This is a genomic window from Leisingera sp. ANG59 (genome assembly GCF_013317235.1).
GTDB lineage: Bacteria > Pseudomonadota > Alphaproteobacteria > Rhodobacterales > Rhodobacteraceae > Leisingera.
Map to the genome: position 1 here is coordinate 66,304 of NZ_WLCM01000002.1, position 25,250 is coordinate 91,553.

The 25,250-nt window shown below is 64.3% G+C and carries 22 protein-coding genes and 5 tRNA genes; 11 read left to right on the forward strand and 16 right to left on the reverse strand.

From position 1 onward, the window contains the following. Window positions 1-36 precede the first annotated feature (36 nt). The gene (locus GKC28_RS02235; protein ID WP_174144910.1) at window positions 37-1,440 is read left to right on the forward strand and encodes a hypothetical protein; all 1,404 of its coding nucleotides are present in this window, start codon (window positions 37-39) and stop codon (window positions 1,438-1,440) included. Window positions 1,441-1,496: 56 nt separating this feature from the next. Here the strand turns inward: GKC28_RS02235 and GKC28_RS02240 are convergent, their stop codons facing one another. Together GKC28_RS02240 and GKC28_RS02245 are read right to left on the reverse strand one after the other, a co-directional pair. Then, window positions 1,497-2,726, reverse strand: a complete 1,230-nt coding sequence (locus tag GKC28_RS02240; protein WP_174144911.1) for an N-acetylmuramoyl-L-alanine amidase — start codon at window positions 2,724-2,726, stop codon at window positions 1,497-1,499. A 92-nt stretch (window positions 2,727-2,818) separates the two neighbouring features. After that, window positions 2,819-3,964 (reverse strand): pyridoxal phosphate-dependent aminotransferase, encoded by a 1,146-nt coding sequence (locus GKC28_RS02245; RefSeq protein WP_174144912.1) that lies wholly within the window; start codon window positions 3,962-3,964, stop codon window positions 2,819-2,821. Between GKC28_RS02245 and GKC28_RS02250 the strand changes: the two genes are divergently transcribed. Further along, on the forward strand, window positions 3,963-5,342 hold the full coding sequence (locus GKC28_RS02250) for a M48 family metalloprotease (RefSeq protein WP_174144913.1): 1,380 nt from the start codon (window positions 3,963-3,965) through the stop codon (window positions 5,340-5,342). The genes GKC28_RS02245 and GKC28_RS02250 overlap by 2 nt on opposite strands. Beyond that, the gene (locus tag GKC28_RS02255; RefSeq protein ID WP_174144914.1) at window positions 5,339-6,103 is read left to right on the forward strand and encodes a DsbA family protein; all 765 of its coding nucleotides are present in this window, start codon (window positions 5,339-5,341) and stop codon (window positions 6,101-6,103) included. Before GKC28_RS02250 ends, GKC28_RS02255 begins: the two co-directional genes overlap by 4 nt. 114 nt (window positions 6,104-6,217) lie before the next feature. Here GKC28_RS02255 and ispG read toward each other — a convergent pair whose 3' ends face one another. From ispG to hemA, 3 genes are all read right to left on the reverse strand, one after another. Further along, window positions 6,218-7,339 carry a flavodoxin-dependent (E)-4-hydroxy-3-methylbut-2-enyl-diphosphate synthase gene (gene ispG / locus GKC28_RS02260; RefSeq protein WP_174144915.1) on the reverse strand — a complete coding sequence of 374 codons (1,122 nt, stop codon included), beginning with the start codon at window positions 7,337-7,339 and terminating at the stop codon, window positions 6,218-6,220. A 103-nt stretch (window positions 7,340-7,442) separates the two neighbouring features. Beyond that, entirely contained in the window at window positions 7,443-8,672 is a 1,230-nt protein-coding gene (locus GKC28_RS02265) for a helix-turn-helix domain-containing protein (RefSeq protein ID WP_174144916.1), read from the reverse strand. Between the two features lie 129 nt (window positions 8,673-8,801). After that, a complete protein-coding gene (gene hemA, locus GKC28_RS02270; RefSeq protein WP_174144917.1) occupies window positions 8,802-10,025 on the reverse strand; it encodes a 5-aminolevulinate synthase in 1,224 nt (407 codons plus the stop codon). A 398-nt stretch (window positions 10,026-10,423) separates the two neighbouring features. Here hemA and GKC28_RS02275 point away from each other — a divergent pair, with 398 nt between their 5' ends. The 4 genes from GKC28_RS02275 to GKC28_RS02290 all read left to right on the forward strand — a co-directional run bounded on the left by GKC28_RS02275 (window position 10,424) and on the right by GKC28_RS02290 (window position 13,782). Further along, window positions 10,424-11,815 (forward strand): M20/M25/M40 family metallo-hydrolase, encoded by a 1,392-nt coding sequence (locus GKC28_RS02275; RefSeq protein WP_174144918.1) that lies wholly within the window; start codon window positions 10,424-10,426, stop codon window positions 11,813-11,815. Between the two features lie 306 nt (window positions 11,816-12,121). Beyond that, a complete protein-coding gene (locus tag GKC28_RS02280; protein ID WP_174144919.1) occupies window positions 12,122-13,009 on the forward strand; it encodes an alpha/beta fold hydrolase in 888 nt (295 codons plus the stop codon). 89 nt (window positions 13,010-13,098) lie between these two features. Further along, window positions 13,099-13,320 (forward strand): hypothetical protein, encoded by a 222-nt coding sequence (locus GKC28_RS02285; RefSeq protein WP_174144920.1) that lies wholly within the window; start codon window positions 13,099-13,101, stop codon window positions 13,318-13,320. Between the two features lie 60 nt (window positions 13,321-13,380). Next, window positions 13,381-13,782 (forward strand): nuclear transport factor 2 family protein, encoded by a 402-nt coding sequence (locus GKC28_RS02290; RefSeq protein ID WP_174144921.1) that lies wholly within the window; start codon window positions 13,381-13,383, stop codon window positions 13,780-13,782. Between the two features lie 45 nt (window positions 13,783-13,827). On the opposite strand, the gene GKC28_RS02295 is transcribed toward GKC28_RS02290, so the two are convergent. From GKC28_RS02295 to GKC28_RS02330, 8 genes are all read right to left on the reverse strand, one after another. Then, a tRNA-Asp gene (locus tag GKC28_RS02295) sits at window positions 13,828-13,904 on the reverse strand. A 67-nt stretch (window positions 13,905-13,971) separates the two neighbouring features. Further along, a tRNA-Asp gene (locus tag GKC28_RS02300) sits at window positions 13,972-14,048 on the reverse strand. Window positions 14,049-14,130: 82 nt separating this feature from the next. Beyond that, window positions 14,131-14,207 (reverse strand) — tRNA-Asp (locus tag GKC28_RS02305). A 198-nt stretch (window positions 14,208-14,405) separates the two neighbouring features. Next, a tRNA-Val gene (locus GKC28_RS02310) sits at window positions 14,406-14,481 on the reverse strand. Window positions 14,482-14,555: 74 nt separating this feature from the next. After that, a complete protein-coding gene (locus GKC28_RS02315; RefSeq protein WP_174144922.1) occupies window positions 14,556-15,125 on the reverse strand; it encodes a histidine phosphatase family protein in 570 nt (189 codons plus the stop codon). A 114-nt stretch (window positions 15,126-15,239) separates the two neighbouring features. Further along, a tRNA-Val gene (locus GKC28_RS02320) sits at window positions 15,240-15,314 on the reverse strand. Window positions 15,315-15,327: 13 nt separating this feature from the next. After that, window positions 15,328-15,873: an HU family DNA-binding protein gene (locus GKC28_RS02325; protein WP_174144923.1), complete on the reverse strand. Its 546-nt coding sequence runs from the start codon at window positions 15,871-15,873 to the stop codon at window positions 15,328-15,330. A 133-nt stretch (window positions 15,874-16,006) separates the two neighbouring features. After that, window positions 16,007-16,462, reverse strand: a complete 456-nt coding sequence (locus GKC28_RS02330; protein ID WP_174144924.1) for an Lrp/AsnC family transcriptional regulator — start codon at window positions 16,460-16,462, stop codon at window positions 16,007-16,009. A gap of 133 nt (window positions 16,463-16,595) precedes the next feature. On the opposite strand from GKC28_RS02330, the gene GKC28_RS02335 reads away from it, so the two are divergent. Beyond that, a complete protein-coding gene (locus GKC28_RS02335; RefSeq protein ID WP_174144925.1) occupies window positions 16,596-17,651 on the forward strand; it encodes a Glu/Leu/Phe/Val dehydrogenase in 1,056 nt (351 codons plus the stop codon). 321 nt (window positions 17,652-17,972) lie between these two features. Here GKC28_RS02335 and lon read toward each other — a convergent pair whose 3' ends face one another. Together lon and GKC28_RS02345 are read right to left on the reverse strand one after the other, a co-directional pair. After that, entirely contained in the window at window positions 17,973-20,384 is a 2,412-nt protein-coding gene (gene lon / locus GKC28_RS02340; protein ID WP_174144926.1) for an endopeptidase La, read from the reverse strand. A gap of 236 nt (window positions 20,385-20,620) precedes the next feature. After that, the gene (locus GKC28_RS02345) at window positions 20,621-21,280 is read right to left on the reverse strand and encodes a hypothetical protein (RefSeq protein WP_254604130.1); all 660 of its coding nucleotides are present in this window, start codon (window positions 21,278-21,280) and stop codon (window positions 20,621-20,623) included. 254 nt (window positions 21,281-21,534) lie between these two features. Between GKC28_RS02345 and GKC28_RS02350 the strand changes: the two genes are divergently transcribed. Both GKC28_RS02350 and GKC28_RS02355 read left to right on the forward strand, forming a co-directional pair. Further along, window positions 21,535-22,404: a hypothetical protein gene (locus GKC28_RS02350; protein WP_174144928.1), complete on the forward strand. Its 870-nt coding sequence runs from the start codon at window positions 21,535-21,537 to the stop codon at window positions 22,402-22,404. A gap of 3 nt (window positions 22,405-22,407) precedes the next feature. Continuing rightward, window positions 22,408-22,596 (forward strand): hypothetical protein, encoded by a 189-nt coding sequence (locus GKC28_RS02355; RefSeq protein ID WP_174144929.1) that lies wholly within the window; start codon window positions 22,408-22,410, stop codon window positions 22,594-22,596. Window positions 22,597-22,605: 9 nt separating this feature from the next. Here the strand turns inward: GKC28_RS02355 and tgt are convergent, their stop codons facing one another. Beyond that, entirely contained in the window at window positions 22,606-23,736 is a 1,131-nt protein-coding gene (gene tgt, locus GKC28_RS02360) for a tRNA guanosine(34) transglycosylase Tgt (protein ID WP_174144930.1), read from the reverse strand. Window positions 23,737-23,805: 69 nt separating this feature from the next. On the opposite strand from tgt, the gene rimK reads away from it, so the two are divergent. Next, window positions 23,806-25,212: a 30S ribosomal protein S6--L-glutamate ligase gene (gene rimK, locus GKC28_RS02365; protein ID WP_174144931.1), complete on the forward strand. Its 1,407-nt coding sequence runs from the start codon at window positions 23,806-23,808 to the stop codon at window positions 25,210-25,212. The last annotated feature ends 38 nt before the right edge of the window (window positions 25,213-25,250 follow it).

Here is a 25,250-nt window from a genome sequence, read left to right on the forward strand (position 1 = left end):
TTTCACCCGGCAGTCCGAAAGGTGGAGGAGACTGCTATGGCCAAGCTCGGAGCCCCGGTAGGCGGCGGCAAAACAGCCGTGAACGACCCCAAGGATGTGGTTCTGGTTCAGAAGCTGCTCAATGAACACGCGAAGACCGTCGGCTACAAGCGGGTGCCCACCAACGGCAAGGTGGGCCAGCCGACGATTCTCGCCATTGGCCAGTTCCAGCAGCAGGTGGTGAAAACCAAGGTGACCAGCCTGGTCGAGCCCGGCTCCAAGACCTTCAAGATGCTGGACAGCTCCCCGGTCAAGGTCGCCGAAAAATTCGCCAAGGCGCAGGGCGGCAGGCCGCTTCCTGCCAAGGGCAAAGTCTATGAGGTGAAATGGCGGGGCAAGACCCACTGGTTCACCGAGGACGACATGGGCACCGCCATGGAGGCGATCCAAAGCCGCCTGCATGTCGAGACCATGGCCTTCATGAGCACGCTCAACAACTACCGCGACCAGTACCGCGAAATGCAAAAGGGTTTCTGGACCTTCTTCGTGAAGATGGTGACCCCCAATGCCGACATCGAACGCCCGGCAAAGTCGCTGAAGAAGGCCGACGCCGCGGTGAGCAAGCTGGTGAACATGACCTATGGCAAAAACAAGAAGAGCCTGCTGGCCTCCTTCAAGCAGATGAAACAGACCAAGATCCTGCTCGACGCGGTTGCGATGGATCTGAACATGCTGTCCAAGGAACTGGGGCAAAGCGCCAAGATCTGCGAGGAGATTTCGGTCGACCTGCGCGACGGTTCGGCTGACATCGTGCAGCTGATCCTGGTCACCAACGGAGTGAACCCGGCCACCGCCGGTGCCGTCGTCGCCGCAAGCAAGAACGCCGTCCAGGAGATCGCCAACGGCTGGATTCTCAAGGGGCGATGGGTCAAGGAGGGCGGCGTGGCCGGCTCCTTCAAACGCGTCGTATTCGCCGGGATAGCAGGCGGTTTTTCCGGCTGGATCGGCGCCAAGGCCGGCCAGTTCATCATGAAAGGGGTCGGAGAAAGGCTCGCCACCCGCATGGTCACCAACCGCTGGATCGGCAAGCATCTGTGGAGCACGGCGGCCCGATGGGGCGGCAATGAGATCGGGGCGATTATCGGGCGTTACCCGGGCCTGACCCGCAAGGTGGGCGGGGAGATTGCGATCCAGACCGTCGTGCGGATGGCGCATAAATTCTTCACCGGACGCGCTCTTTCCAAGGCTTTGACCGATCGCATGAACGCTTTGGAGAAAATCGTTAGCTCCTGCATGGAGAAGAGCAAGGCTGAAGGGCAGCTCATGGATTGCATCGCCGCCAAGGTGGAAAAGCAGGGGCTGATGGCAAAGATCGCCGATGACATCCTGGCCCCGAACAAACAGGCGCTCGAGCGCGAGATCGACAAGGCATTGGCCAAGGCAGAAGCAAAGGCTGGCTGACAGGGGACCCCTTCAGGGCCGGGCGTCCGCGCCAGGCCGCTAAGGCGACGCCAGCGCTACTGGCGCACCAGCGCGCGGCGGGCGTCATCTTCGATGCGCCAGGCGATCAGCCCGTTCAGGATGCCGCGCGCCGCCTTGGCCCGCCACTCTGCGTCCACCAGATTCTTGATGTCGCGCTTGCTGGACAAAAACCCGAGCTCGACAAGCACCGAGGGGATATCGGCAGACTTCAGCACCGAAAACCCGGCAGAGCGCAGCGGCCGGTTGTTGATCGGACGCCCCTGCCCGCGCAGGCCGTCGATCAGCGCTGCCGCCAGCGCGTCGCTGCGCGGCTGGGTTTCCTGCCGGGCCAGGTCCAGCATCACAGCCGTCACCCCATCGTCCGCCTGACTGAGGTCGGTGCCGGACAAGAGGTCACCGCGCAGATGCCGCTCCGCCAGCTTGGCCGAGGCCGCGTCCGAAGCTTCCTTGGACAGGGTATAGACAGTGGAGCCATGCGCCCGGCCTTCGCTGATGGTATCAGCATGCAGCGAGATGAACACATCCGCCCCCGCCTGATGCGCCATCGCGATGCGCCGCTCCAGCGAGACAAAGTAGTCGTCATTACGAGTCATCTGCACGGTGAACTGGCCGGACCGCACCAGCACCTCGCTCAGTTCCCGGGCGAATTGCAGCATCAGGTGCTTTTCGACCACATGTTCGGTCTCCGCTCCGGGATCAATACCGCCATGGCCGGGGTCAAGCATCACCAGGAGCGGCGCGTTCTCGTCCCGCTCCGCCCTGATATCCACCGCTTCCGGCGCGGGCAGGTCCCAGCGCGGGTCCTGCGGCGCCCCGGCAGCCGCGGCGAACTCCTCTGCTGTGGCCGGTTCCAGCAAAACCGACAGCCTGGCTTCAGCCGTGACCTGATCCACAGACATCGCCGCTGAGGCCACTTTCATCGGCTCCGCCAGCTGCAGCACCAGCCGCGACCAGCCGGGCACATAGGTGCCGAATTGCGCCGCGGTGACCTGATCCCCCTGCAGCAGCTTTTCGGCCGTCAGCCCGGTCCAGTCGACCTCCTGGAAATCCAGCACCAGACGCGGCGGTTCGGTCAAGGTGAACAGCCGGTACGGCACCCCTTGGCTGAGGCCCAGGGAAATCTCCGCCCCCTGCCCGGCGTCCCGCACCCGGGCAGCGCTTGCATCAATGCGCGCCAGGCCGCTGAAGCTGCTGCTGCCGGACTGCGCCCAAGCGCCTGCCGCCAGGGTCCAGATCAATGCCGTGAGTGTGATCAGTCTGCCCATATCCGCCTCTTGCCCGGCCTGCTGGCCTTTTGGCCGGAAGACTAGGCAATTTGCCAAGGGATGGAAATCCGCCTTCTAGGGTTATCCCCGGCTTAGTCGCGCGACGCCATGAACAGCGCCAGCCGCGCCAGACCTTCTTCAATATCCACGGTGGAGCGTGCATAGGAAAAGCGGAGCGTGGTGGCCCCGCGCACAGGGTCAAAATCCAGGCCCGGCGTCACCGCAACGCCCGCCTTTTCAAGGATTTCCGCGGCAAAGCTGCGGCTGTCATCGGTCAGGTCCGAGACGTCGGCATAGACATAGAACGCCCCGTCGGGCGGTGCGATCCTGGTGAAACCGGCCTTGGGCAGCCCGTCCAGCATCAGCTGGCGGTTCCTTGCGTAAACAGCCAGGTTCTCGCGCATCTCGTCCTCGCAATCGAGTGCGGCCAGCGCCGCCACCTGGCTGGCGTGCGGCGCGCAGATGAACATGTTCTGGGCGATCCGCTCGACCACCCGCACATGATCCTCCGGCACCACCATCCAGCCGACCCGCCAGCCGGTCATCGAGAAGAACTTGGAGAAAGAGTTGATGACGTAGCATTCGTCCGTCAGCTCCAGCGCGGTGACCGCCTTCGCCTCATATTCCAGCCCGTGGTAGATCTCGTCCGAAATGAAGCTGGCGCCCTCGGCCTGTGCAGCATCGATCAGAGACCCCATTGCCGCACGATCCAGCATGGTGCCGGTCGGGTTGGCAGGCGAGGCCACCATCAGCCCCGACAGTTTCTGTCCTGCGAGGTCCGCCGCCACCGGCTGCAGCCGGTTTTCCGGTGCCGTCTGGATGTCCACCGGCACCAGCCCCAGCGCCTTCAGGATCTGCCGGTAGGAAGGATAGCCCGGCGCACCAATGCCGACCCGGTCGCCGCTGTCAAAGAGCGCCGTAAAGCTGAGCAGAAAAGCGCCGGAGGAGCCCGGCGTCACGATCACCCGCTCCGGGTTCAGATCGACGTTGTACCAATCCCCGTACAGCTGGGCGATGCGCTTGCGCAATTCCGGCAGCCCCAGGGCAACCGTATAGCCCAAGGCATTGTTTTCCAGCGCATTCCCCAGCGCCTTCAGCGCTCCGGCCGGTGCCCCGGTCGACGGCTGGCCGACCTCCATGTGGATGATGTGGCGGCCTGCCTCCTCAGCCTTGCGGGCAGCCTCCATCACATCCATCACAATGAAGGGATCGACCTCGGACCGGGTTGAGTTTCGCATGCTTATCTCCCAATGTGCGCGCATGAGTTTTGACCGTTTCTTCCGGCTGGCGTCAATCCCGGCTCTTGTGGTTTGCGCGCTGGTCCAATTTTCGGCGGCGGCGCAGGCTGCGTCGATTTCGCTGCTGCGGGATCCGGATATCGAATACGGGCTGAACCGGCTTGCCGCCCCGGTGCTGCGCGCCGCGGGGCTCAACGCGAACCGGGTTCGCATCCTCATGGTCAATGACAGCTCCTTCAACGCCTTCGTCCTGGATTCCCGAACGATTTTCGTGAATTACGGGCTGATCCTTAAGGTCACCTCGCCGGAAATGCTGCAGGCCGTACTGGCCCATGAGGCCGCCCATATCACCAACGGCCACCTGTCGCGGCGGATGCAGAACCTGCGCTCTGCTAACAGCGCTGCGGGGCTTGGCCTGGCGTTGGCCGCTCTGGCGGCAGCAGCCGGCGGCGGGGATGCTGCAGCCGGCATTGCCATCGGCACGCAAAGCTCGGCTTTCCGCAGCTTCCTGGCCCACACCCGCGCCGAGGAAAGCAGCGCCGACCGCTCCGCCGCCGACTACCTGAACCGCGCGGGCATCAGCCCGCAAGGGCTGGTCGATCTGCACCGGGCCTTTGCCGGCCAGGAAGTGCTGAGCGCGGGCACCCAGGACCCCTATACCCGCTCGCATCCTTTGAGCCGCGACCGCATCCGCGCCGCGCAGGCCTATCTGGCGGCCTATGGCGACAAGGGGCAGACCAGCGCGGAGGCGCAGTACTGGTTTGCCCGGGTGCGCGGCAAGCTGTCGGCCTTCACCCGGGCCCCGAAATGGACCCTGCGCCGGGTACACGAGGAACAGTACAAGGACGTCCGCCTGATGCGCGAGGCCGCTGCCTATCACCGGCAGAACAGCCTCAAGAAGGCACTGAAAGCGATCAATGGCGCGCTGGCGGCGCGCCCCTCCGATCCGTTCTACCACGAACTGAAGGGCCAGATCCTGATCGAGAACCGCCAGTGGAACGCGGCACTGGCCTCCTATGGCAAGGCCGTGAGCCTCGCCCCCAAGGACCCGCTGATCCTGACAGGCTATGGCCGCGCCCAGCTGGCGGCGGGCCAGCCCAAGGCCGCGCTCAAATCCATGGAGCGCGCCCGCGCCATCGACTTCCGCAATACGGTGCTGCTGCGCGACATGTCGCTGGCCTATGCCAAGACCGGACAAAACGGAATGGCCGCCCTGGTCACCGCCGAGCGCTATGCCTTGCAAGGGCGTCTGGACGACGCCGGTATTCACGCCAAACGGGCCGTCGCCCAGCTGCCGGCAGGATCCCCCGCCGCCCGGCGGGCGCAGGATGTGCTGGTGGCCTATGAACAAGCTCAGAAGAGAAAGAGACGCAAATGACCCTTTTCACCCGCACCGCCATTGCTGCGGCTACCGCCCTCGCCCTCATGGGCGCCCCGGTGCAGGCCTTTGACATCAGTGCGATGTCCGAAGCCGAGCGCGAGGCCTTTGGTAAAGAGGTGCGCGAATACATCCTGGCAAACCCGGAGCTGATCCTGGAAGCGGTCGATCTGCTGGAGCAGCGCCAGCAGCAAGCTGAGGCCGTCCGGGACGACGCTTTGGTCGCCGAGAACCTGGAGGAGCTGGTAAACGACGGCTACTCCTGGGTTGGCGGCAATCCGGATGGCGACATCACCCTGGTTGAATTCATGGATTACCGTTGCGGCTACTGCCGGCGCGCTGCGCCGGAGGTGGCCAAGCTGCTGGAAAGCGACGGCAACATCCGCCTTGTGATCAAGGAATTCCCGATCCTGGGCGAGGCATCTGTGCTGTCCGCGCGCTTTGCCGTCGCCGCCAAGCATGTGGCGGGCGATGATGCCTACAAGCAGGTGCATGATGCGCTGATCGAGTTCGGCGGTGAGCCGAACGAGGTCGCTCTGCGCCGCCTGGCCGAAGGGCTTTCGCTGGATGCCGAAGCCATCTTTGCCAAGATGGACAGCGAGGAAGTGACTGCCGAGCTGCGCAAGACCCGCTCGCTGGCGCAGAAGATGGCAATCTCCGGCACCCCGACCTTTGTGCTGGGCACCGAACTGCTGCGCGGCTACCTGCCCGCCGACCAAATGGAGATCATGGTGGCGGAAATCCGTGAGCAGCAAAGCTGATCAGCTGAGCCTTACCGGTAGGACCGGGGCTCTGCCCGCCGCCATTGGGCTTGAACCAATGGCGCAACGATGGCAGCCCCGGAGTTTTTCTGGAAAGATGAAACGGCTGAAGTATTATTCCGCCGCGTCCTGGGCCGCCTCGATCTGGGCGGCCTTTTTCTCGACCTCTTCCACGATGTGGTCGACCATCTGCTCGTTCGACATCTTGTGGCTGGCCTTGCCCGCCAGATAGACCATGCCGGAACCCGCGCCGCCGCCGGTAAAGCCGACATCGGTCATCAGCGCCTCGCCGGGGCCGTTCACCACGCAGCCGATGATGCTGAGGCTCATCGGGGTGTGGATATGGGCCAGCCGTTCCTCCAGCGTTTCCACCGTCTTGATCACGTCGAACCCCTGCCGCGCGCAGGACGGGCAGGAGATGATGTTGACGCCGCGGTGGCGCAGGCCGAGCGATTTGAGGATCTCGAACCCTACCTTCACCTCCTCCACCGGATCGGCAGAGAGGCTGACGCGCAGCGTGTCGCCAATGCCCATCCACAGCAGCTGGCCGAGGCCGATGGCGGATTTGATGGTGCCGGAAACAAATCCGCCCGCCTCGGTGATGCCGAGGTGGATCGGCGCGTCGGTCGCATCAGCCAGCTGCTGGTAGGCAGCGGCGGACATGAAGACGTCCGACGCTTTCACCGAGATCTTGAACTCGTGGAAGTCGTGGTCCTGCAGAATGCGGATGTGGTCCAGGCCGGACTCCACCATCGCCTCCGGGCAGGGTTCGCCGTATTTGTCCAGCAGGTGCTTTTCAAGGGAACCCGCGTTCACCCCGATGCGAATCGAGCAATTATGGTCGCGGGCGGCCTTGATCACCTCGGCCACGCGCTTCTCGTCACCGATGTTGCCCGGGTTGATGCGCAGGCAGGCGGCGCCGGCCTCGGCGGCCTCAATCCCGCGCTTGTAGTGGAAATGGATGTCGGCGACGATCGGCACCGGGCTTTCGCGGACGATTTCCTTCAGCGCCCTGGAGGACGCCTCATCCGGCACCGAGACCCGCACCAGATCTGCGCCGGCCTCAGCCGCCGCCTGGACCTGCGCCACCGTCGCCGCCACATCGGTGGTCAGCGTGTTGGTCATGGTCTGCACCGCAATCGGGGCATCGCCGCCGACCGGCACATTGCCCACATGGATCTGGCGGCTCTTGCGGCGCTCGATATGGCGCCAGGGGCGGATGTGGTTCATCGACATGCAGTTCGTGTCCCGGCTGGATCCTGTCAGCGCCTAGATACGTGCAGACGCCCGGCGCTGCAATGGCAGCACCGGGCGTCTTGTGCGAATTCCTGCGAAAGGGTTATTCGGAAGGCTGCTGTCCTTCCGCCTGCAGCTGCGCCACCAGGGTCGCCAGCGCCTCGTTCCTGCCATCCTGCAAGTCGGCCACTTCAAACCGGCCGGTGATCGCGTCCATCGACAGTTCGACATTCTTGGTGACCTGGCCGCGCTTGCCGACCGGGCCGAAATGCTGGCCGTTGACGGCAAAATAGATGGCGCTGCTTTCGCCGGTGCGCAGTTTCGGCGCATCCTCGGTCATTGGCACCTCGAACCGCTGGCCCGCGTCCATGATGGTTTCCAGGATCACGCTGCCATCCGCCGCGGTGATCTGCACCCAGGAGGGGCGCACCGCAACCATCTCGATACCCGGCGCAGCCGCTGCCACAACCCGGGGCATTTGCGGCCCCTGCTCGCCCTGCTGCAGCGGGGTGGCGCCGTCGAACGGCAGGCTGGCCTCTGCCAGGCTGACCGTGGGCACATCCGGAGCAGCGAAGTTGCCCAGGGTCGAGGGATCAAGGGTGGAGATCGGCGCATCGCGTGCCACCAGCACCGGCACATCCAGCGCCTGCGGACGGTAAAGCCGGTCCAATGCCTCCGCCGCGGGGTCCTGGGCGGCCTCGGCAACCTCTAGCACCGCGCTGCTCAGCGGGTCGAGATCCGCCAGCACTGCCGGGGTCTGATCCACCGGTGCAAACTGCACCTGCTGCACCTCTTTCAGCACCGCCCAGCCGCCATAGGTGATGCCGCCAATAAGACCGGCCAGCACCATCAGAGAGCCGACAGCCCGCAGCTCGATCTGGCTGAGGAAACTGCTGGGAGCAGGAATGAACGGCGTGTTCGGCGAGGCAAACGCATCCCCGCCCAAACCTTTGGAAGCCGCCACAGGCGCATTGCCGGACTTGCTGCGGCTGGAGGCCTCTGCCGACATGCCGTGGGCCACGGAGAATCCGCTTTCCTTGCAGAAATCCTGGAAAGCCTGTTCGGCATCCATATTCAGATAGCGCGCATAGGAGCGCACATAGCCGGCAATGAAGCCCGGCGTATCAAACGCGGAAGGGTCAGAGTTTTCAATGGCTGCGATATAGGAGGCCTTGATCCGCAGTTCGCGCTGGACGTCGAGCAGCGATTTTCCCATTGTCGCCCGCTCGCCGCGCATCACGTCGCCAAGCTTCAGCTCGAAATCGTCAAAACCCTTCGGCTCTGCCGTTCCGCCATGGTCGTCTTGCTTGCGCTGGGTGAAGCGCCCAATCATGCCTGCCGTCCCATAAATGCCTGCCGCCATCGTTTCTGAACGGTGAAAGAATCACATTTGCGACTCAGATCCGTTCATTGATTAGCAACATCGTAACACACTCAGCGTTAATTTACACTGATCAGTAGGTTACCCGGCAAGTTCGGCACGATTCAGCGCACAATGCGACCACAATGCGTCCATTGCGTGGACCAGCGCGTCGATCTCCTTGGGCCCGTGCACCGGCGAAGGCGTGAAGCGCAGGCGTTCAGTGCCGCGCGGCACGGTGGGGAAGTTGATCGGCTGCACGTAGATGCCGTAGTCCTCCAGCAGATGGTCGGACAGCACCTTGGTGTGCTTGGGGTTGCCGACAATCACCGGCACGATGTGGCTGCCATGGTCGATGATCGGCAGGCCCAGCCCTTTCAGGCGCAGTTTCAGCACCTTGGCCTGGTCCTGATGCTTGTCGCGCAGGTCCTGCGCCCCCTTCAGATAGGCAACAGAAGCCGCGGCCCCGGCGGCCACTGCAGGTGCCAGCGAGGTGGTGAAGATGAAGCCCGGTGCATAGGAGCGGATGGCGTCGCACATCTTGGCAGAGGCCGCGATATAGCCGCCCATCACACCATAGGCCTTGGCCAGGGTGCCGTTGATGATGTCGATGCGGTGCGCCAGCCGGTCACGCTCGGTGACGCCGCCGCCGCGGGGTCCGTACATGCCGACCGCATGCACCTCGTCGATATAGGTGAGCGCGCCGAATTCATCCGCCAGGTCACAGATTTCCGCGATCGGGCCAAAATCGCCATCCATCGAATAAACCGATTCGAAGGCGATCAGCTTGGGCGCTGCGGGGTCGTCGGCCTCCAGCAGCTCGCGCAGGTGGGCGACGTCATTGTGACGGAAAATGCGCTTGGCACCGCCGTTGCGGCGCACGCCCTCGATCATGGAGGCGTGGTTCAGCGCGTCGGAATAGATGATCAGGCCGGGGAACAGCTTGGGCAGGGTCGAGAGCGTCGCGTCATTGGCAATGTAGGCAGAGGTGAACAGCAGTGCTGCTTCCTTACCGTGAAGATCGGCCAGCTCCGCCTCCAGCTGCTTGTGGTAGACCGTGGTGCCAGAGATGTTGCGGGTGCCGCCGGAGCCTGCGCCGGTTGCGTTGATGGCGTCATGCATCGCGTCCAGCACCACCGGGTTCTGGCCCATGCCCAGGTAATCATTGCCGCACCAGACGGTGATGTCCCGCGTGGTGCCATCGGGGCGGGTCCAGACCGCATGCGGGAAGTGGCCCTTCTTGCGCTCAATATCGATGAAGGTCCGGTAACGGCCCTCTTCGTGAAGGCTGGCAATCGCTGCGTCCAGTTTCGCGGTATAGTCCACCGGCATCTCCATAGCTAATTGTGCTCTTGCGGAGCACGCGGGCTGTGTAAAGGGCACGGGTCTTTTGACGATTAGGCCGCAATCACGTTCACGATTGGTTACCTGAGGCAGTCCCTTCGATCAACTGCATACGCGCCGCCAAGGGTGCGCAACATTGATGCAGGTCAAATAAAGCTTAAACAGTGGCCGGGCAAGGACAGCTACGGCCAACCTTTGGCCGTTTGCGTCGTATCTGTTTCCCATTTTTGCATATAATGCGCAGGATCGGAAACCTGTGCGGTCGGAAATGCGGAGAAAATCCGGTGTTGAGACCTCTGGCCCCGCCCCAACCGCGCTGCTAGGGTCCGCGGCAAATCGGCCCTTTCCCGGGCCTCCCCGGACAAGCAGGAGAGCAAGAGATGGCACTGAATGACGTTCTGGACCGGATCGACGCAGAGCTGGACGCCGCCACGGAACGGCTGATGGAGCTGTTGCGGATCCAGTCGATTTCCACCGACCCCGCCTACAAGGCCGAATGCGACAAGGCCGCCGACTGGCTGGTGGCGGATCTGAACTCCATCGGCATCAAGGCGGAGAAGCGCACAACCCCGGGCCACCCGATGGTGGTGGGCCACGTGGGCGAGGAAAACACCGATGCGCCGCATGTGCTGTTCTACGGCCATTATGACGTGCAGCCGGTCGACCCGCTGAACCTCTGGAAAACGCCGCCGTTCGAGCCGCAGCTGGAGGAAACCCCGAACGGCACCGTGATCCGCGGCCGCGGGTCGTCGGACGACAAGGGCCAGCTGATGACCTTTGTCGAGGCCTGCCGCGCCTGGAAGGCCGTCAACGGCTCCCTGCCCTGCCGCATCACCTTCTTCTTCGAAGGCGAAGAGGAAAGCGGCTCGCCCTCTCTGATCCCCTTCATGGAAGCAAACGCCGAAGAACTGAAGGCCGACATCGCGCTGATCTGCGACACCTCGATGGTGTCGCGCGGAGTGCCGTCGATCTCCTCGCAGCTGCGCGGCATGCTGAAGGACGAATTCACCGTGATCGGCCCGCGCATCGACCTGCACTCCGGCCACTACGGCGGCCCCGGCCTGAACCCCCTGCGCGAGCTCAGCCGCATCGTCGCCTCCTTCTATGACGAGGAAACCGGCAAGGTGGCGGTCGAAGGCTTCTATGAGGGCGTGCACGAGGTGCCCGAGGACCAGCTGCGCCAGTGGGAAGGCTGCGGTTTCGACGAGAAGGACTACCTCGCCAACGCGGGCTACACCCAGGCGCATGGCGAGAAGGACCGCTCGGTGCTGGAGCAGCAGTGGGCGCGCCCGACGCTGGAGGTGAACGGCCTCTGGGGCGGCTATAACGGCGCAGGCTCCAAGACCGTGATCCCGTCGGAGGCACACTGCAAGATCACCTGCCGCCTGGTCGGCGACATGGACCCCGACGCGCTGCGCCTGAAGATCCGCAAACACGTTGAGGCACAACTGAAACCCGACTGCAAAGTGGTCTGGGACAACGACCTCGAAGGCTCCAAGGCTTCGGTCATGGACATCACCCGCCCCGAATTCGCCGCCGCCCGCGCTGCGCTCTCGGACGAATGGCAGCGCGAGGCGGTGTTCTGCGGCATGGGCGGCTCGATCCCGATCGCGGGCTTTTTCAAGTCGATCCTGGGGATGGAGTCGATGCTGGCGGGCTTTGCCAACGAGGATGACGCGATCCACTCGCCGAACGAGAAGTACGACCTGAAGAGCTTCCACAAGGGCATCCGGTCGTGGGCCCGAATTTTGGACGCGCTGACGCGGAAGTAAGGACTGGCGGGCGGAAGCCTCTTTCGGCTCTGCCTGTCCGCCGCCCGTAGGCTGCGCAACTTGCCGCCTCGCGAACGACTCAAGCTCGCTTTTCCTGGAGCTGGCACTCTCCCGCCCGTCATCGCCGCCCTGACGAGCCCCTCTTCCCGTTGGGCCTGGCGCCGCCGCAGGCGGCGCGCGCCGTGCCTCCGCACGGCGCCAAGCCGCGGGAGCACTCCCCCTCTGCCCAAACGCAGCGGCAGGCTTGATCCAGCACGCGGCTGCGGCTCCAATATGCGGGACGCCCTCAGCCAAGGGAGAGAGCCCATGCCAGCCGCCGTCGAGACCGGCACCCTGCAGGTGAACAGCCAGGAGATCGCCTATACCCGGCGCGGCGAAGGGCCGCCGCTGCTGCTGCTGCACGGCTTCCCGCAGACCAAGGAAATGTGGGAGGAGACCGCCGCGGTCCTCGCCCGGCATTTCACCTTGGTGACGGCGGACCTGCGCGGTTATGGCGCCAGCTCCAAACCCGAGGGCGTGGACGCCATGAGCTTCCGCAGCATGGCCGCCGACCAGTTGGCACTGATGCGGGAACTGGGGTTTCCCCGCTTCCACCTGGCCGGCCACGACCGCGGCGGCCGCACCGCCCACCGGCTGGCGCTGGACGCGCCGGATGCGGTGGCCAGCCTCACGGTGATGGACATTATCCCGACCCACCTGCTGCTGGATCAGCTGACCCGGCAGGTCGCCCGCGCCTATTACCACTGGTTCTTCCTGGCCCAGCCGGCGCCGCTGCCGGAACGCATGATCGGCGCCGATCCGCAGGCCTATTTCGAAAGCTGCCTGTTGGGCTGGGGCGGCGCCTCGCTTGCGGATTTCCCGCCCGCGGCGCTGGCCGCCTACCGCCGCGCCTGGGCGGATCCGGCCTGCGTCCATGCCATGTGCAACGACTACCGCGCCGCAATCGAGGTGGACTTTCACGACGACGCCCGCGACCTCAGTCGGCAGGTCCAATGCCCGGCGCTGGTTCTCTATGGTGCAGATGGCGCCATGGCGCGGGCCTATGACGTCGCCGCCACCTGGGCGCCGCGGCTGCAGGACATGACTGCGCAAGCCGTGCCGGGCGGGCATTTCTTCATCGACAGCGCCCCGGCCGAAACCGCCGCCGCGCTGCTCGCATTCCTCACCCCGCTGCAGCCCGTCAGCCCCGCTTGACGTTCGTTTTACGCACCCGGTTAAGACTTGCTTATCGCTCTTGCGCTAATGTTGCGGCAACGAGCAGAAATTGGCAGACGGAGGCAGAGATGTCACAAAGCAGGTTCAAACGCCCGCCGGGGTTCGAGGGCAACCAGACCGACCCGGAGGAAAGCTACCGCGCCGGCTATCAGCACGGCACAAGGGTGCTGCTGCGCTATTTGGAATCCAACCCCAAGCCCGACCTGGACCGGCTCAAGAAATGGGTGGATGCGGAGCTGACCGGCTGGCGCCACGACACCGAGGCGGCACCGAACCCGCCCGCCCTCTGAAGGCCGCCCGGCCGCCACGGGACGTTTGCCTAACAGGGCCCCGGCAGCTAAGCTGACGGCATGACCTCAGTGGTTCTGACTGACGGCCCCCAGCTGGCCGAATTCCTTGCCCTTGAAACCAAGGTCTGGGAGGCACTGGTTTCCGGTGACGCTGCGGCTGACGGCCGGATGCTGACCGAGGACTTCCTCGGCGTTTACCCCAGCGGTTTTTCCGGCAAGTCCGGACACTGCGGTCAGCTCAGCGACGGTCCGGTGATGGCGGGCTACCGCCTCAGCGATGCACAGCTGCGCGTCCTCAGCCCGGAGGCCGTGCTGCTGAGCTACCGTGCGGCCTATCGGCCCGCCGGGACCCCGGCATGGAGATCCATGCTGATCTCCTCGCTTTGGGAGAAGCGCGCAGACGGCTGGTGCAACAGCTTCAGCCAGGACACCCCGGAAACAGGCGGCAGAATGCACGAATGACAACCGGCCCTGCTGGGTGGCGATATCATTTACAAAGGAGGAAAATGGCGCGGTTGACGGGGCTCGAACCCGCGACCCCCGGCGTGACAGGCCGGTACTCTAACCAACTGAGCTACAACCGCGCATGGGCCTTTCGGCTATGGTCCCCGTCCGGGGCGGTCCCTGAGACGCCAGGGCGGCGGGCGAAAGTGGCGCGGTTGACGGGGCTCGAACCCGCGACCCCCGGCGTGACAGGCCGGTACTCTAACCAACTGAGCTACAACCGCATTTTCGCCTTGCGGCGGACCGTTTCCGGCCCTGGTCCCCTCCGGGGCGGTCCCTGTTCAGCCCCGGGACGGGGCGCAGCAGTGGCGCGGTTGACGGGGCTCGAACCCGCGACCCCCGGCGTGACAGGCCGGTACTCTAACCAACTGAGCTACAACCGCCCGCTGCACATCCGGCATCGCTGCTGAATGTTGGGCTGTAATATTCTCCGCCCCCGGCACCGTCAAGCGGTGTTTTGCCTTTTTCCGGACTTTCCCGGAAAAAAATGACGAACACCGGATAACACTTTGAAACAGAACCAAAAAGCGTCATTCACGCTGCCGCGCACCCGCTGCTTTGACTATCTGACCTGAGGGGAATGGTGGGTCGTGAGAGGCTCGAACTCCCGACATCTTCGGTGTAAACGAAGCGCTCTACCAACTGAGCTAACGACCCGATGAGCGGGGATTTAGACAATGCTGCCGGACAGCGCAAGGGGGCATTGCAGATTTTTTGCCCGCCCGGACGGCTTATTCCAGGACCGTTTCCGCCCCGTTTTCCAGCACATAGACGCAGCCCTGCCCGTTCGGCAACGCCGCCATCCAGTCGCGCGGCAACCCGCAGACAATGCCCCGCATCACCTGGCCCAGCAGCCCATGCGCCACCACCACCGTTGGGCCGGTCAGCGACTGCATGAAATCGAGGATGCGGGCATGGAAACTGCCGTACCCCTCGCCGCCCGGCGCTTCGCAGAACAGGTCCAGATTACGCGGGTTGGCCCTGTAGATGCCCGGATACCCTGCCGCCACCTCCTCCAGCGTCATGCCCTGAAACGCCCCGGCATAGGCCTCAGCCAAACGCGGGTCGGTCACGAAAGGCGCACCGCCCAGGGCAATATCCGCGGTCTGCTGCGCCCGGCCCAGGGGCGAGGCAAAACAATCCGGGCCCTGCGCCATGACCGGCGCCATCAGCACGGCCTGGCGGCGGGCGTGCTCCACCCCCAGGGGCGTCAGCGGCGATTCCAGCTGCCCCTGGATGCGGCGCTCTGCATTCCATTCGGTCTGCCCGTGCCGCAGCAGCCAGATTTTCGGAAATTGCATAATGTGCCCCCTGCCCGGTTCCTCAGGCAAAGTGGTAACGCCGCAGGACCGCGGGAGGAACCCCGGAAAAGCAAAAGGCGCTCAACCTTTTCAGGGAGCGCCTTGCAGGAATGATGGTGGGTGATAAGAGATTTGAACTCCTGACATCTTCGATGTGAACGAAGCGCTCTACCACTGAGCTAATCACCCGTGAGGCAGGCTTTTAACTGTCCGGTGCGGGCTCCGCAAGAGGGTCTTTGGAAGAATTTTGCTCTTCGCCCGCATTTTCTCCGGCGGCGTTATTTGCTGCGCCGGCGGCGGCCAGCGGCTGGCGCAGCTTGCAGACAAACACGGTGCCGTTGCTGCGTACCTGGCTGCGGTTGATGCGCAGCTTGCCAAAGGGTTTCAGGTTCAGCTCGCGCCCCTCGGCCACCGCCTCGCCCAGCAGCGCCAGAACCGCCTCGACCACCGGTTTGGCGTCCTTCTTCTTGACGCCGGACCGCTCGACGGCCCGTTCGATCAGTTCCTTCTTGGCCAGTTCCGGTGCCGGCACCACCGGTGCGGCGGCCGCAACGACAACCGGTTCCGGGGCGGCAGGCGCCGCCACCGCGACTGCAGCAGCCTTGCGGGACTGCGGCTTGGCCGCCACCGGTTTTGCGGCAGTCGCCTTCGCGGCCCCTGCCGGCAGCGTGCCCGTCTTGCGTGCCGCCGGTTTGCGTGTGCCGGATGTGCGCCCGGATGTTCTGCTTTTGCTGGTTGCCCGTGCCATTCCCTGCCCCGTTTGCTGGTTTTTCTGCCTGCCCTGATCCTGCGCCTTCAGCCCGTCCGGGGACCGGCAGCCGCGCGGACGGGCTTGTCCTGTGCAATCAGCCTAGCACAGGCTCCCCGCGCCCGTGAACCGTTCAGCAGGACGGCAGCGCGTCGCGGCGAATCATCGTGCGCAGGGTAAAGCTGGAGCGGGTGTTGCGGATGCCCGGCACCCGCATCAGCCGGTCCTCCAGGAAACGGTCGAAATCCGGCAGGTCCTCCGCCACCACCCGCAGCAGAATATCGCGGGTGCCGGTCATCAGATAACACTCCATCACCTGGTCGAACTTGCGCACCGCCTTTTCAAAGGCTTGCAGCGCGTCGGTGGACTGCCGCTCCAGTTCCACCGCCACGAAGATCGTCACCGGCAGCCCCAGCTTGGCCTGATCCACCCGCGCCGAATAGCCGCTGATCACCCCGCTCTCCTCCAGGTTGGCAACCCGGCGCGCGCAGGGGGTGGCCGAGAGCCCGACCATCTCCGACAATTCGGAAATCTTCAGCCGCCCGTTGCGCTGAAGCGCGGCGACAATCTTGCGGTCAATCGAATCCATGGAGCTTTCCCCTAAGTCAGGCGGCTTTCAGGGCAGTTTATCACCAAACCGCCCCGCCCCGGCAGGCCTTTTTGGTGAAAACCGGCGTTTGCGCGCTGGTATTATCGGATAAAGTTTTGGAGGAGCTATCCAGATGACAGTGACCGCCGTGGCCTCCGCCACCCATGAAGAGATCTACCGTGTCGAGGAGCCCTCGGTTGGCCTCCTCGGCTTCATTGCCGTGCATTCCACCCAGCTCGGCCCGGCGGCCGGCGGCCTGCGCATGCGCCCCTACGCCAGCGAAGACGAAGCCCTGACCGACGTCAAGCGCCTCAGCGAGGGCATGACCTACAAGAACGCGGCTGCAGGGCTGACCCTGGGCGGCGGCAAGGCGGTGATCATCGGCGATCCGGCCAAGGACAAGTCGCCGGAGCTGCTGCGCGCCTTTGCCCGCGCCATCGAAAGCCTGGACGGCCGTTACATCACCGCCGAGGACATGGGCATGAGCCCCGCCGACATGGCGGTCCTGGCCGAGGAAACCCGGTTCGTGGCAGGCCTCGCCGACGGTGAGTTCGCCAGCGGCGACCCCTCGCCGATCACCGCCCGCGGCATCTTCAACGCAATCCGCACCGCCCGCGCCCACAAACACGGCAGCCGCGATCTGGGCGGCGTCACCGTGTCGGTGCAGGGCCTGGGCCATGTCGGCTGGTATCTCTGCCAGTTCCTGCACGAGGCCGGCGCCAAGCTGGTTGTCACCGACATCGACGAAAGCCGCGTGGAGCAGGCGATTGCCGAATTCGGTGCCCAGGCGGTGCCGCTGGCGGATATCTACGGCGCCGAGGCAGACATCTTTGCCCCCTGCGCCATCGGCGGCATCCTGAACGCCGGGACCATTCCGCAGCTGAAGGCGGACATCGTCGCCGGCGGCGCCAACAACCAGCTGGCAACGGCTGAGGACGGCACGGCGCTGCATGCCCGCGGCATCCTCTATGCGCCCGACTTTGTGGCCAATGGCGGCGGCATCATCAACGTTGCGACCGAAATCCAGAAGATCAAGGACCGCGAAGGCTTTGTCGCCGACAAGCTGCAGGCGCTGGACGAGACCATGGCGGCAATCCTGAACCAGGCCAAGGCGGCTGATGTCAGCCCGGCACAAATGGCGATTGCCACCGTCCAGGCCAAGATGGAACAGGCCAGCAAGGCCGCCTGAGCCGTCCGCCAGCAGGGCTGCGGGGACCTCCCGCAGCCGCACGGGACCCCGGCCTGGGGCCGGACCCCCTCCGGATTTTGGGCCTGGCGGCCTGCCCCGATCGGGGCAGGCCGCGCGCCGCACCCAAGGTGCGGCGCCACGCCCAACGGCAGCGGCGGCGCGTTAAGCGCTGCCTGCGGCGGGCGGGAGCGCTCCCTGCGATGCCGCGCAAGCGCCAAGGACCATACGCCCCGGCAAGAAGGGCCAGAACGGAAGAGAACACTAAAAAGGGCGGCCCCCTCGGACCGCCCTTTCCTTTTGCCTGCTGATTTGATCAGCGGATCAGTGCGCGGTAGCGCCTGCGCCTTCGCCGGAGCCTTTCAGCGCCGATTTGGCGGCTGCGGCTTCCTCCGCCTCCTCATCCCATTCGATGGGTTCGGGCTTGGCGACCAGCGCATGCTCCAGCACCTCGGACACATGGGACACCGGGATGATCTCCAGCCCTTCCTTCACGTTGTCCGGGATCTCGGGCAGGTCCTTTTCGTTCTCCTGCGGGATCAGCACCGTCTTGATGCCGCCGCGCAGCGCCGCCAGCAGCTTCTCCTTAAGGCCGCCGATCGCCAGCGCATTGCCGCGCAGGGTGACCTCGCCGGTCATCGCGATATCCTTGCGCACCGGAATCTGGGTCAGCACCGAAACGATGGAGGTGACCATCGCCAGGCCGGCCGAGGGGCCGTCCTTGGGCGTCGCGCCTTCCGGCACGTGCACGTGGATGTCCCAATGGTCGAACTTCGGCGGCTTGATGCCCAGTTTCGGCGAGACCGAGCGCACATAGCTGGACGCCGCCTCGATCGATTCCTTCATCACGTCGCCCAGCTTGCCGGTGGTTTTCATCCGGCCCTTGCCCGGCAGCCGCAGCGCCTCGATCGACAACAGTTCGCCGCCGACAGAGGTGTAGGCCAGCCCAGTCACCACGCCGACCTGATCCTCCTTCTCGGCCAGGCCGAAGCGGAACTTCGGCACGCCCAGGAAATCGTCGAGGTTGTCCGGCGTGACGGTCACGCTGTCGGCCTCTTTCTTGACGATCTTGGTCAGCGATTTCCGCGCCACTTTGGCGATCTCGCGCTCCAGGTTCCGCACCCCCGCCTCGCGGGTGTAGGTGCGGATCATCGCGGTCACCGCGTCCTCGGTCAGCTCGAACTCCTTGGCCTTCAGGCCGTGGTTCTTCACCTGCTTGGAAATCAGGTGCTGCTTGGCGATCTCGCGCTTTTCGTCCTCGGTGTAGCCGGACAGCGGGATGATCTCCATCCGGTCCAGCAGCGGCCCGGGCATGTTGTAGCTGTTCGAGGTGGTCAGGAACATCACGTTCGACAGGTCGTATTCCACCTCCAGGTAGTGATCCATGAAGGTGTTGTTCTGTTCCGGATCCAGCACCTCCAGCATCGCCGAGGCCGGGTCGCCGCGGAAATCCTGGCCCATCTTGTCGATTTCATCGAGCAGGATCAGCGGGTTGGTGGTCTTCGCCTTCTTCAGCGCCTGGATAATCTTGCCGGGCATCGAGCCGATATAGGTGCGGCGGTGACCGCGGATCTCGGATTCGTCACGCACGCCGCCCAGCGAGATGCGGATGAACTCGCGGCCGGTCGCCTTGGCAACCGATTTGCCCAGCGAGGTCTTGCCCACGCCCGGCGGACCGACGAGGCAGAGGATCGGCCCCTTCAGCTTGGCCGAGCGCTGCTGCACCGCCAGATACTCGACGATCCGCTCCTTGACCTTCTCCAGACCGTAGTGATCCGCATCCAGGATCTCCTGCGCCTTGTTCAGGTCCTTCTTGACGCGCGACTTGTTGCCCCACGGGATCGACAGCATCCAGTCGAGGTAGTTGCGCACGACTGTGGCTTCCGCCGACATCGGCGACATGTTCTTGAGCTTCTTCAGCTCCGCGTCGGCCTTCTCGCGCGCCTCTTTCGACAGTTTGGTGGCGGCGATTTTCTCTTCCAGCTCGGCGATTTCGCCTGCGCCTTCCTCGCCGTCGCCCAGCTCCTTCTGAATGGCCTTCATCTGCTCATTCAGATAGTACTCGCGCTGGGTCTTCTCCATCTGGGATTTGACGCGGGTCTTGATCTTCTTCTCGACCTGCAGGACCGACATTTCGCCCTGCATCAGGCCATAGACCTTCTCCAGACGCTCGCTGACAGAGAGCGTCTCCAGCAGTTCCTGCTTGCGGTCAACTTCGATACCCAGGTGACCTGCCACCAGGTCGGCCAGCTTGGCCGGTTCGGCGGTTTCACCGACGGCGGACAACGCCTCTTCGGGGATGTTCTTGCGGACCTTGGCGTAACGCTCGAACTCGTCGCCCACGGTGCGCACCAGCGCCTCGGTGGTGGTGACGTCGCCCGGGATCTCGCCCAGCTCTTCAGCCTTGGCTTCGAAGAAGTTGTCGTTTTCCAGGAATTCGGTGATCTTCACACGGCTCTGCCCCTCGACCAGCACCTTGACGGTGCCATCGGGCAGTTTCAGCAGCTGCAGCACATTGGCCAACACGCCGACGGTGTAGATGCTATCGGTTTCGGGATCGTCCTCGGAAGGGTCGATCTGGCTCGACAGCAGGATCTGCTTGTCGTCGGCCATCACCTCTTCCAGGGCGCGCACCGATTTTTCCCGGCCCACGAACAGCGGCACGATCATGTGGGGGAAGACCACGATGTCGCGCAGCGGCAGGACTGGGTAGGAGGAATTGAGTGGCTCTTGCATACTCGGTCCTTTGGTTAGGCAAGACGGCCCGGCCCCGGTATTGGCAGCTTTGGCCCGTCTCCTCATTGGATGTCTTTACTTGGTGGGGCGGCTCTGGGTTTTCAACCGCGGCACCTCAAGGCTGGGGCTCACCTTGCCCGCTGCGCGCCGGGACCACAAGGGCGCAAATGCAGGAAGGGTGAGCAAATGATGAAGGCCTTTCCAGGCTTCCCTGTGGATAACTTTGCAAGGCAGCGTCAGCGCCGCAACAGCGTGATCAGGCCCCGCTCCAGCCGCCCGCCCGGACCGGTTTCCCGGTAGGTGCCGCTCATCCGCGACTGGTCGATCAGAAACAGGCGGATATCCTGCCGCAGCACCTCTCCGGTGCCACTGTCGCGCTCGGCCAGCAGGTTCAGCCGCAACAGCTGATCCGCACCGCATGGCAGCGCCCCCAGCGCCAGATCATCCAGAAAAACCTCTGTCGCGTCAGGCAAATCGCCGCGGCCCGCGCTTTCGGCCCTGAGACCCGTGCCCGGCTTCAAAGGTGCCCGATCCTCCACCCCGATGGGCAGAAACCCCAAGGCGGCGGAATCCGCCACCAGCCGCCCGTTGCGGAAGCCCAGGCGCTCCACGTCGCCGGTGCGTTGCGGCAACGGCACCATTTCGATGCGCCCGCCAGTGTCCAGCGCGATTTCGCCCGGCCCCTTCTGCACGATCCACTGCCCGCGTAAGGATTGCGAGCCGCCCTTGATCAACTCCTCCAGGGAGATACGGCAGCCATCCAGCCGCGGCGCCTTGAAGAAGCTCGACGCTTCCGCCAGGGATCCTGGCACGGTATTGCTCTGCACGGTCTGCGCCTCAGCTGCCGAAGAAGCGCCCAGCAGGGCTGCAACTGCCAATACGTGCAAACAGGTCATCGCCATCCTCCCCGCTTTTGCGCGAGGCTGGCAGAGAAGTCTTCAAATCCGGTGAACGGGGTGCCCATTACCCCCTGCGTTTCTGGACTGCAAAGACAACGAGGTGGAAACATGGCAACTCAATCGGCTGCCTTGCGCGCGCGTCCCAGAGCAGCAGCAGTTCAGGATCTGGAGAACAAAGGCTTCTTCTGGTATAGTTCGCACTACCCTTACTGGTAAAAGCTTGCGTTCTCATGCATGTTTTAAAAGGCATTTTGGGACTTTGCCTTGGCGTCCTGGTGGTTTTCTCGCTGACGCCCGCAACGCATTTTGCTGTTAAGTCCCCTCAATACCTGCCGCTGGAGCACCTGCAGGATTTCCTCGCCGGTCCACTGGTGGCCAGCACACCCGGCCCCGGCGAACGCCCGGAGTGGGTATTCACCGGCCTGCCCGACCACGGGGTCCGGCAGCTTTACCGCCGCAGCTGGCCGAGAATCGGCGAAGACCGCACGCTGACCATTTCATCCCGCATTTTTGCAGGTCCCGGTGAAATTCCCCCGGGCGACTACAAGGCCTACGGAATGCTGGTCTTCCCGTCGCGCCCGACCGCAGACACACGCGCCAGGTTCGAAGTCATTTGCGCTGCGTTTCTGAACACAATTCCGCATGTGACAGAGGTTGAAGAAGACGAACAGGCGCAAATCGTGACCATATGGCCTGCGGAATCCGTTTTCGCGGCGCGCAGGGCCAACCGTGCCCCGCGGGCCGCCACTTGCAAGATCGCCATCGACAACTACGGTCTCGCTGTCTCCCAGACAGCGCTCAAGGCTGCAGCAACCAGCGGGATGCACCGGCTGACAGACCGTGGCCCTTACCTTCTAGCCTGGGCGCCCGGCACCAAGTTCGGCGAGCCGGATGCAGCAATTCTGTACCGGGATCTGAGCGCGGTCGAGTCGGAGCAGCATGCCAAGGATCTGTTTGCGGATTGGATATGGGAAATCCAGACATCACCGGAATTGTGGAACACATTGCCTTGGCACGAAAAACTGCGCCGCAGGCTGCAAACCTGGTCAGACCGGAACGGCAACATGGCCCTGGCAGTCATCAAAGCAATCTTACCGAAACTCTTTGAAGCGGAGGCCTGACGCATGTGGGCAATCCTCAACAGCTGGACGATCTCGGGCCTGACCGCAACGCTGGCCGCAGTATTTACCGTCACCTGGGTCAAGCCCTACACGACACCCGGCGTCCTCACCCTGACCGTTCTGGTCCTGATCCTGACGGCGCTTCTTTGGAAAGTCTCAATAAAGCTGGCGCAGTGGTTCTGGGGTCCCTGATTCCAAAGCTTACAATCGCTCTATATCCCCCTGCGCGCGTGTGTCGTGAAAGTCCTTCTGCCAGGCGTCGAACGTCCCGGCAGCAATCGCATCCCGCATTCCCTGCATGATCTCCTGGAAGTAATGCAGGTTGTGCCAGGTCAGCAGCATCCCCGAAATCATCTCGTTCGACCGGAACACATGGTGCAGGTAAGCGCGGGAGTAGTTCGAGCACGCCGGGCAGCTGCAGTGCTCGTCCAGCGGCCGCGGGTCGTCCTGGTGGCGGGCGTTCTTGATGTTCACGACGCCATAGCGGGTGAAGGCCTGGCCGGTCCGGCCGGAACGCGACGGCAGCACGCAGTCCATCATGTCGATACCGCGGGCAACGGCGCCGACGATGTCGTCGGGCTTGCCCACCCCCATCAGATAGCGCGGCTTGTCCTCGGGCAGGAAACCGGGGGCGTAATCCAGGCAGCCGAACATCGCCTGCTGCCCCTCGCCCACCGCCAGGCCGCCAACCGCGTAGCCCTCAAAGCCGATCTTCTTCAGCGCCTCGGCGCTTTCCTCGCGCAGGTCCTGCTCCAGCCCGCCCTGCATGATCCCGAACAGCGCGTGGCCGGGCCGGTTGCCGAACGCCTCGCGCGAGCGCTCCGCCCAGCGCATCGACAGCCGCATCGACTCGGCAATCCGGTCGCGCTCCGCAGGCAGCGCCGGGCATTCGTCGAAACACATCACGATGTCACTGCCCAGCAGCCGCTGGATCTCCATCGACCGTTCCGGCGTCAGCTCATGCTTGGAGCCGTCGACGTGGCTCTTGAAGGTCACGCCCTTTTCGGTCAGCTTGCGCAGCCCCGCCAGCGACATCACCTGGAAGCCGCCGCTGTCGGTCAGGATCGGGCGCTCCCAGTTCATGAACTTGTGCAGGCCGCCCAAACGGTCGATCCGCTCCGCCGTCGGCCGCAGCATCAGGTGGTAGGTGTTGCCCAGCAGGATGTCAGCCCCGGTGGCGCGCACGCTTTCCGGCATCATCGCCTTGACCGTTGCGGCCGTCCCAACCGGCATGAAGGCAGGGGTGCGGATTTCACCGCGCGGGGTGTTTATGACACCTGTGCGCGCCTTGCCGTCGGTTGCCTTCAGTTCAAAGTTGAAAAGCTCTGCCATCTCGTATTCCTGCCGTTACAATCAAACCGGCACACCGGTGATTCCCCCTAATGCCAAGGAGCCCCGCGCATGTCCACAGCCGACCCCGCACCGAAACTGAAACTCGGCTGGGAGGAATGGGTCAGCCTGCCGGACCTCGGCCTGCCCGCCCTGCGGGTCAAGGTCGACACCGGCGCCCGCACATCGTCGCTGCATGCCACCGGGATCGAAACCTTCGGCCCGGCAAACGCCCCCAAGGTGCGCTTTATGGTGCACCCCATTCCCGGCCAGTACGATCTGGAAATCCCCTGCTCCGCCCTGATCAAGGACCGGCGCGAGGTCACCTCGTCCAACGGCGAAAGCGAGATGCGCTTTGTGATCGAGACCGCGCTGGAAATCGGCGGCCAGTCCTGGCCGGTGGAGCTGACCCTGACCGACCGGCGCGGCATGGCCAAGCACATGCTGCTGGGCCGCCAGGCGCTGACCGAAAACGTGACCGTCGTGCCCGGCGAGCGCATGTGCCAGCCGGCGCTGGACTATTCCGTCTACGCCTCCGCCAACATCCGCAAATCCGCCCCCAAGCGCGCCCTGCGCATCGCCGTGCTCAGCCGCGAAGACAATTACTCCACCCGCCGCCTGGTGGAAGAGGGCGAACTCCGCGGCCACACGGTGGAGGTGATCAACACCACCCGCTGCTACATGGCCCTGAACGCGCTGGCGCCGGAGATCCACTACGACGGCAAGCGCCTGCCCCGCTATGATGCGGTAATCCCGCGCATCGGCGCCTCTGTCACCCAGTACGGCACCGCACTGCTGCGCCAGTTCGAAACCCTGGGCACCTTCTGCGTCAACGGGTCCGAAGGCATCACCGCCAGCCGCGACAAGCTGCACGCGCATCAGATCCTTGCGCGTCACAAGATCGGCATGCCTGCCACCGCTTTCGCCGCCTCGCCCAAGGACACCGGCAGCCTGATCCATATCGTGGGCGGCGCGCCGCTGATCGTGAAGCTGCTGGAAAGCACCCAGGGCAAGGGCGTGGTGCTGGCGGAAACCAAGAAGGCCGCCGAAAGCGTCATCACCGCCTTCCGCGGGCTCAAGGCCAACTTTCTGGTGCAGCAATTCGTCAAGGAGGCCGCGGGCGTGGACATCCGGTGCTTCGTGGTCGGCTCCAAGGTGGTCGCGTCGATGAAACGCTCCGGTGCAGAAGGCGACTTCCGTTCCAACCTGCATCTGGGCGGCAGCGCCGTGTCTGTCCGCATCAGCAAGGAGGAGCGCGCCACCGCCGTCCGCGCAGCCAAGGCCTTCGGGCTCAATGTGGCGGGCGTCGACCTTCTGCGCTCGGAAACCGGCCCCAAGGTGCTGGAGGTGAACTCCTCCCCCGGGCTGGAGGGGATTGAAAAAACCTCCTCCAAGAACATTGCCGGGCTGATTTACAGCGAAATCGAAGACCGGGTGCGCCCGGCGCCGATGCGGCGGCTCAAACCCTCCAGCAGCTGACACCGCGCGGCAAGCCCCTCCGGGCTTGCCAGCCTGGA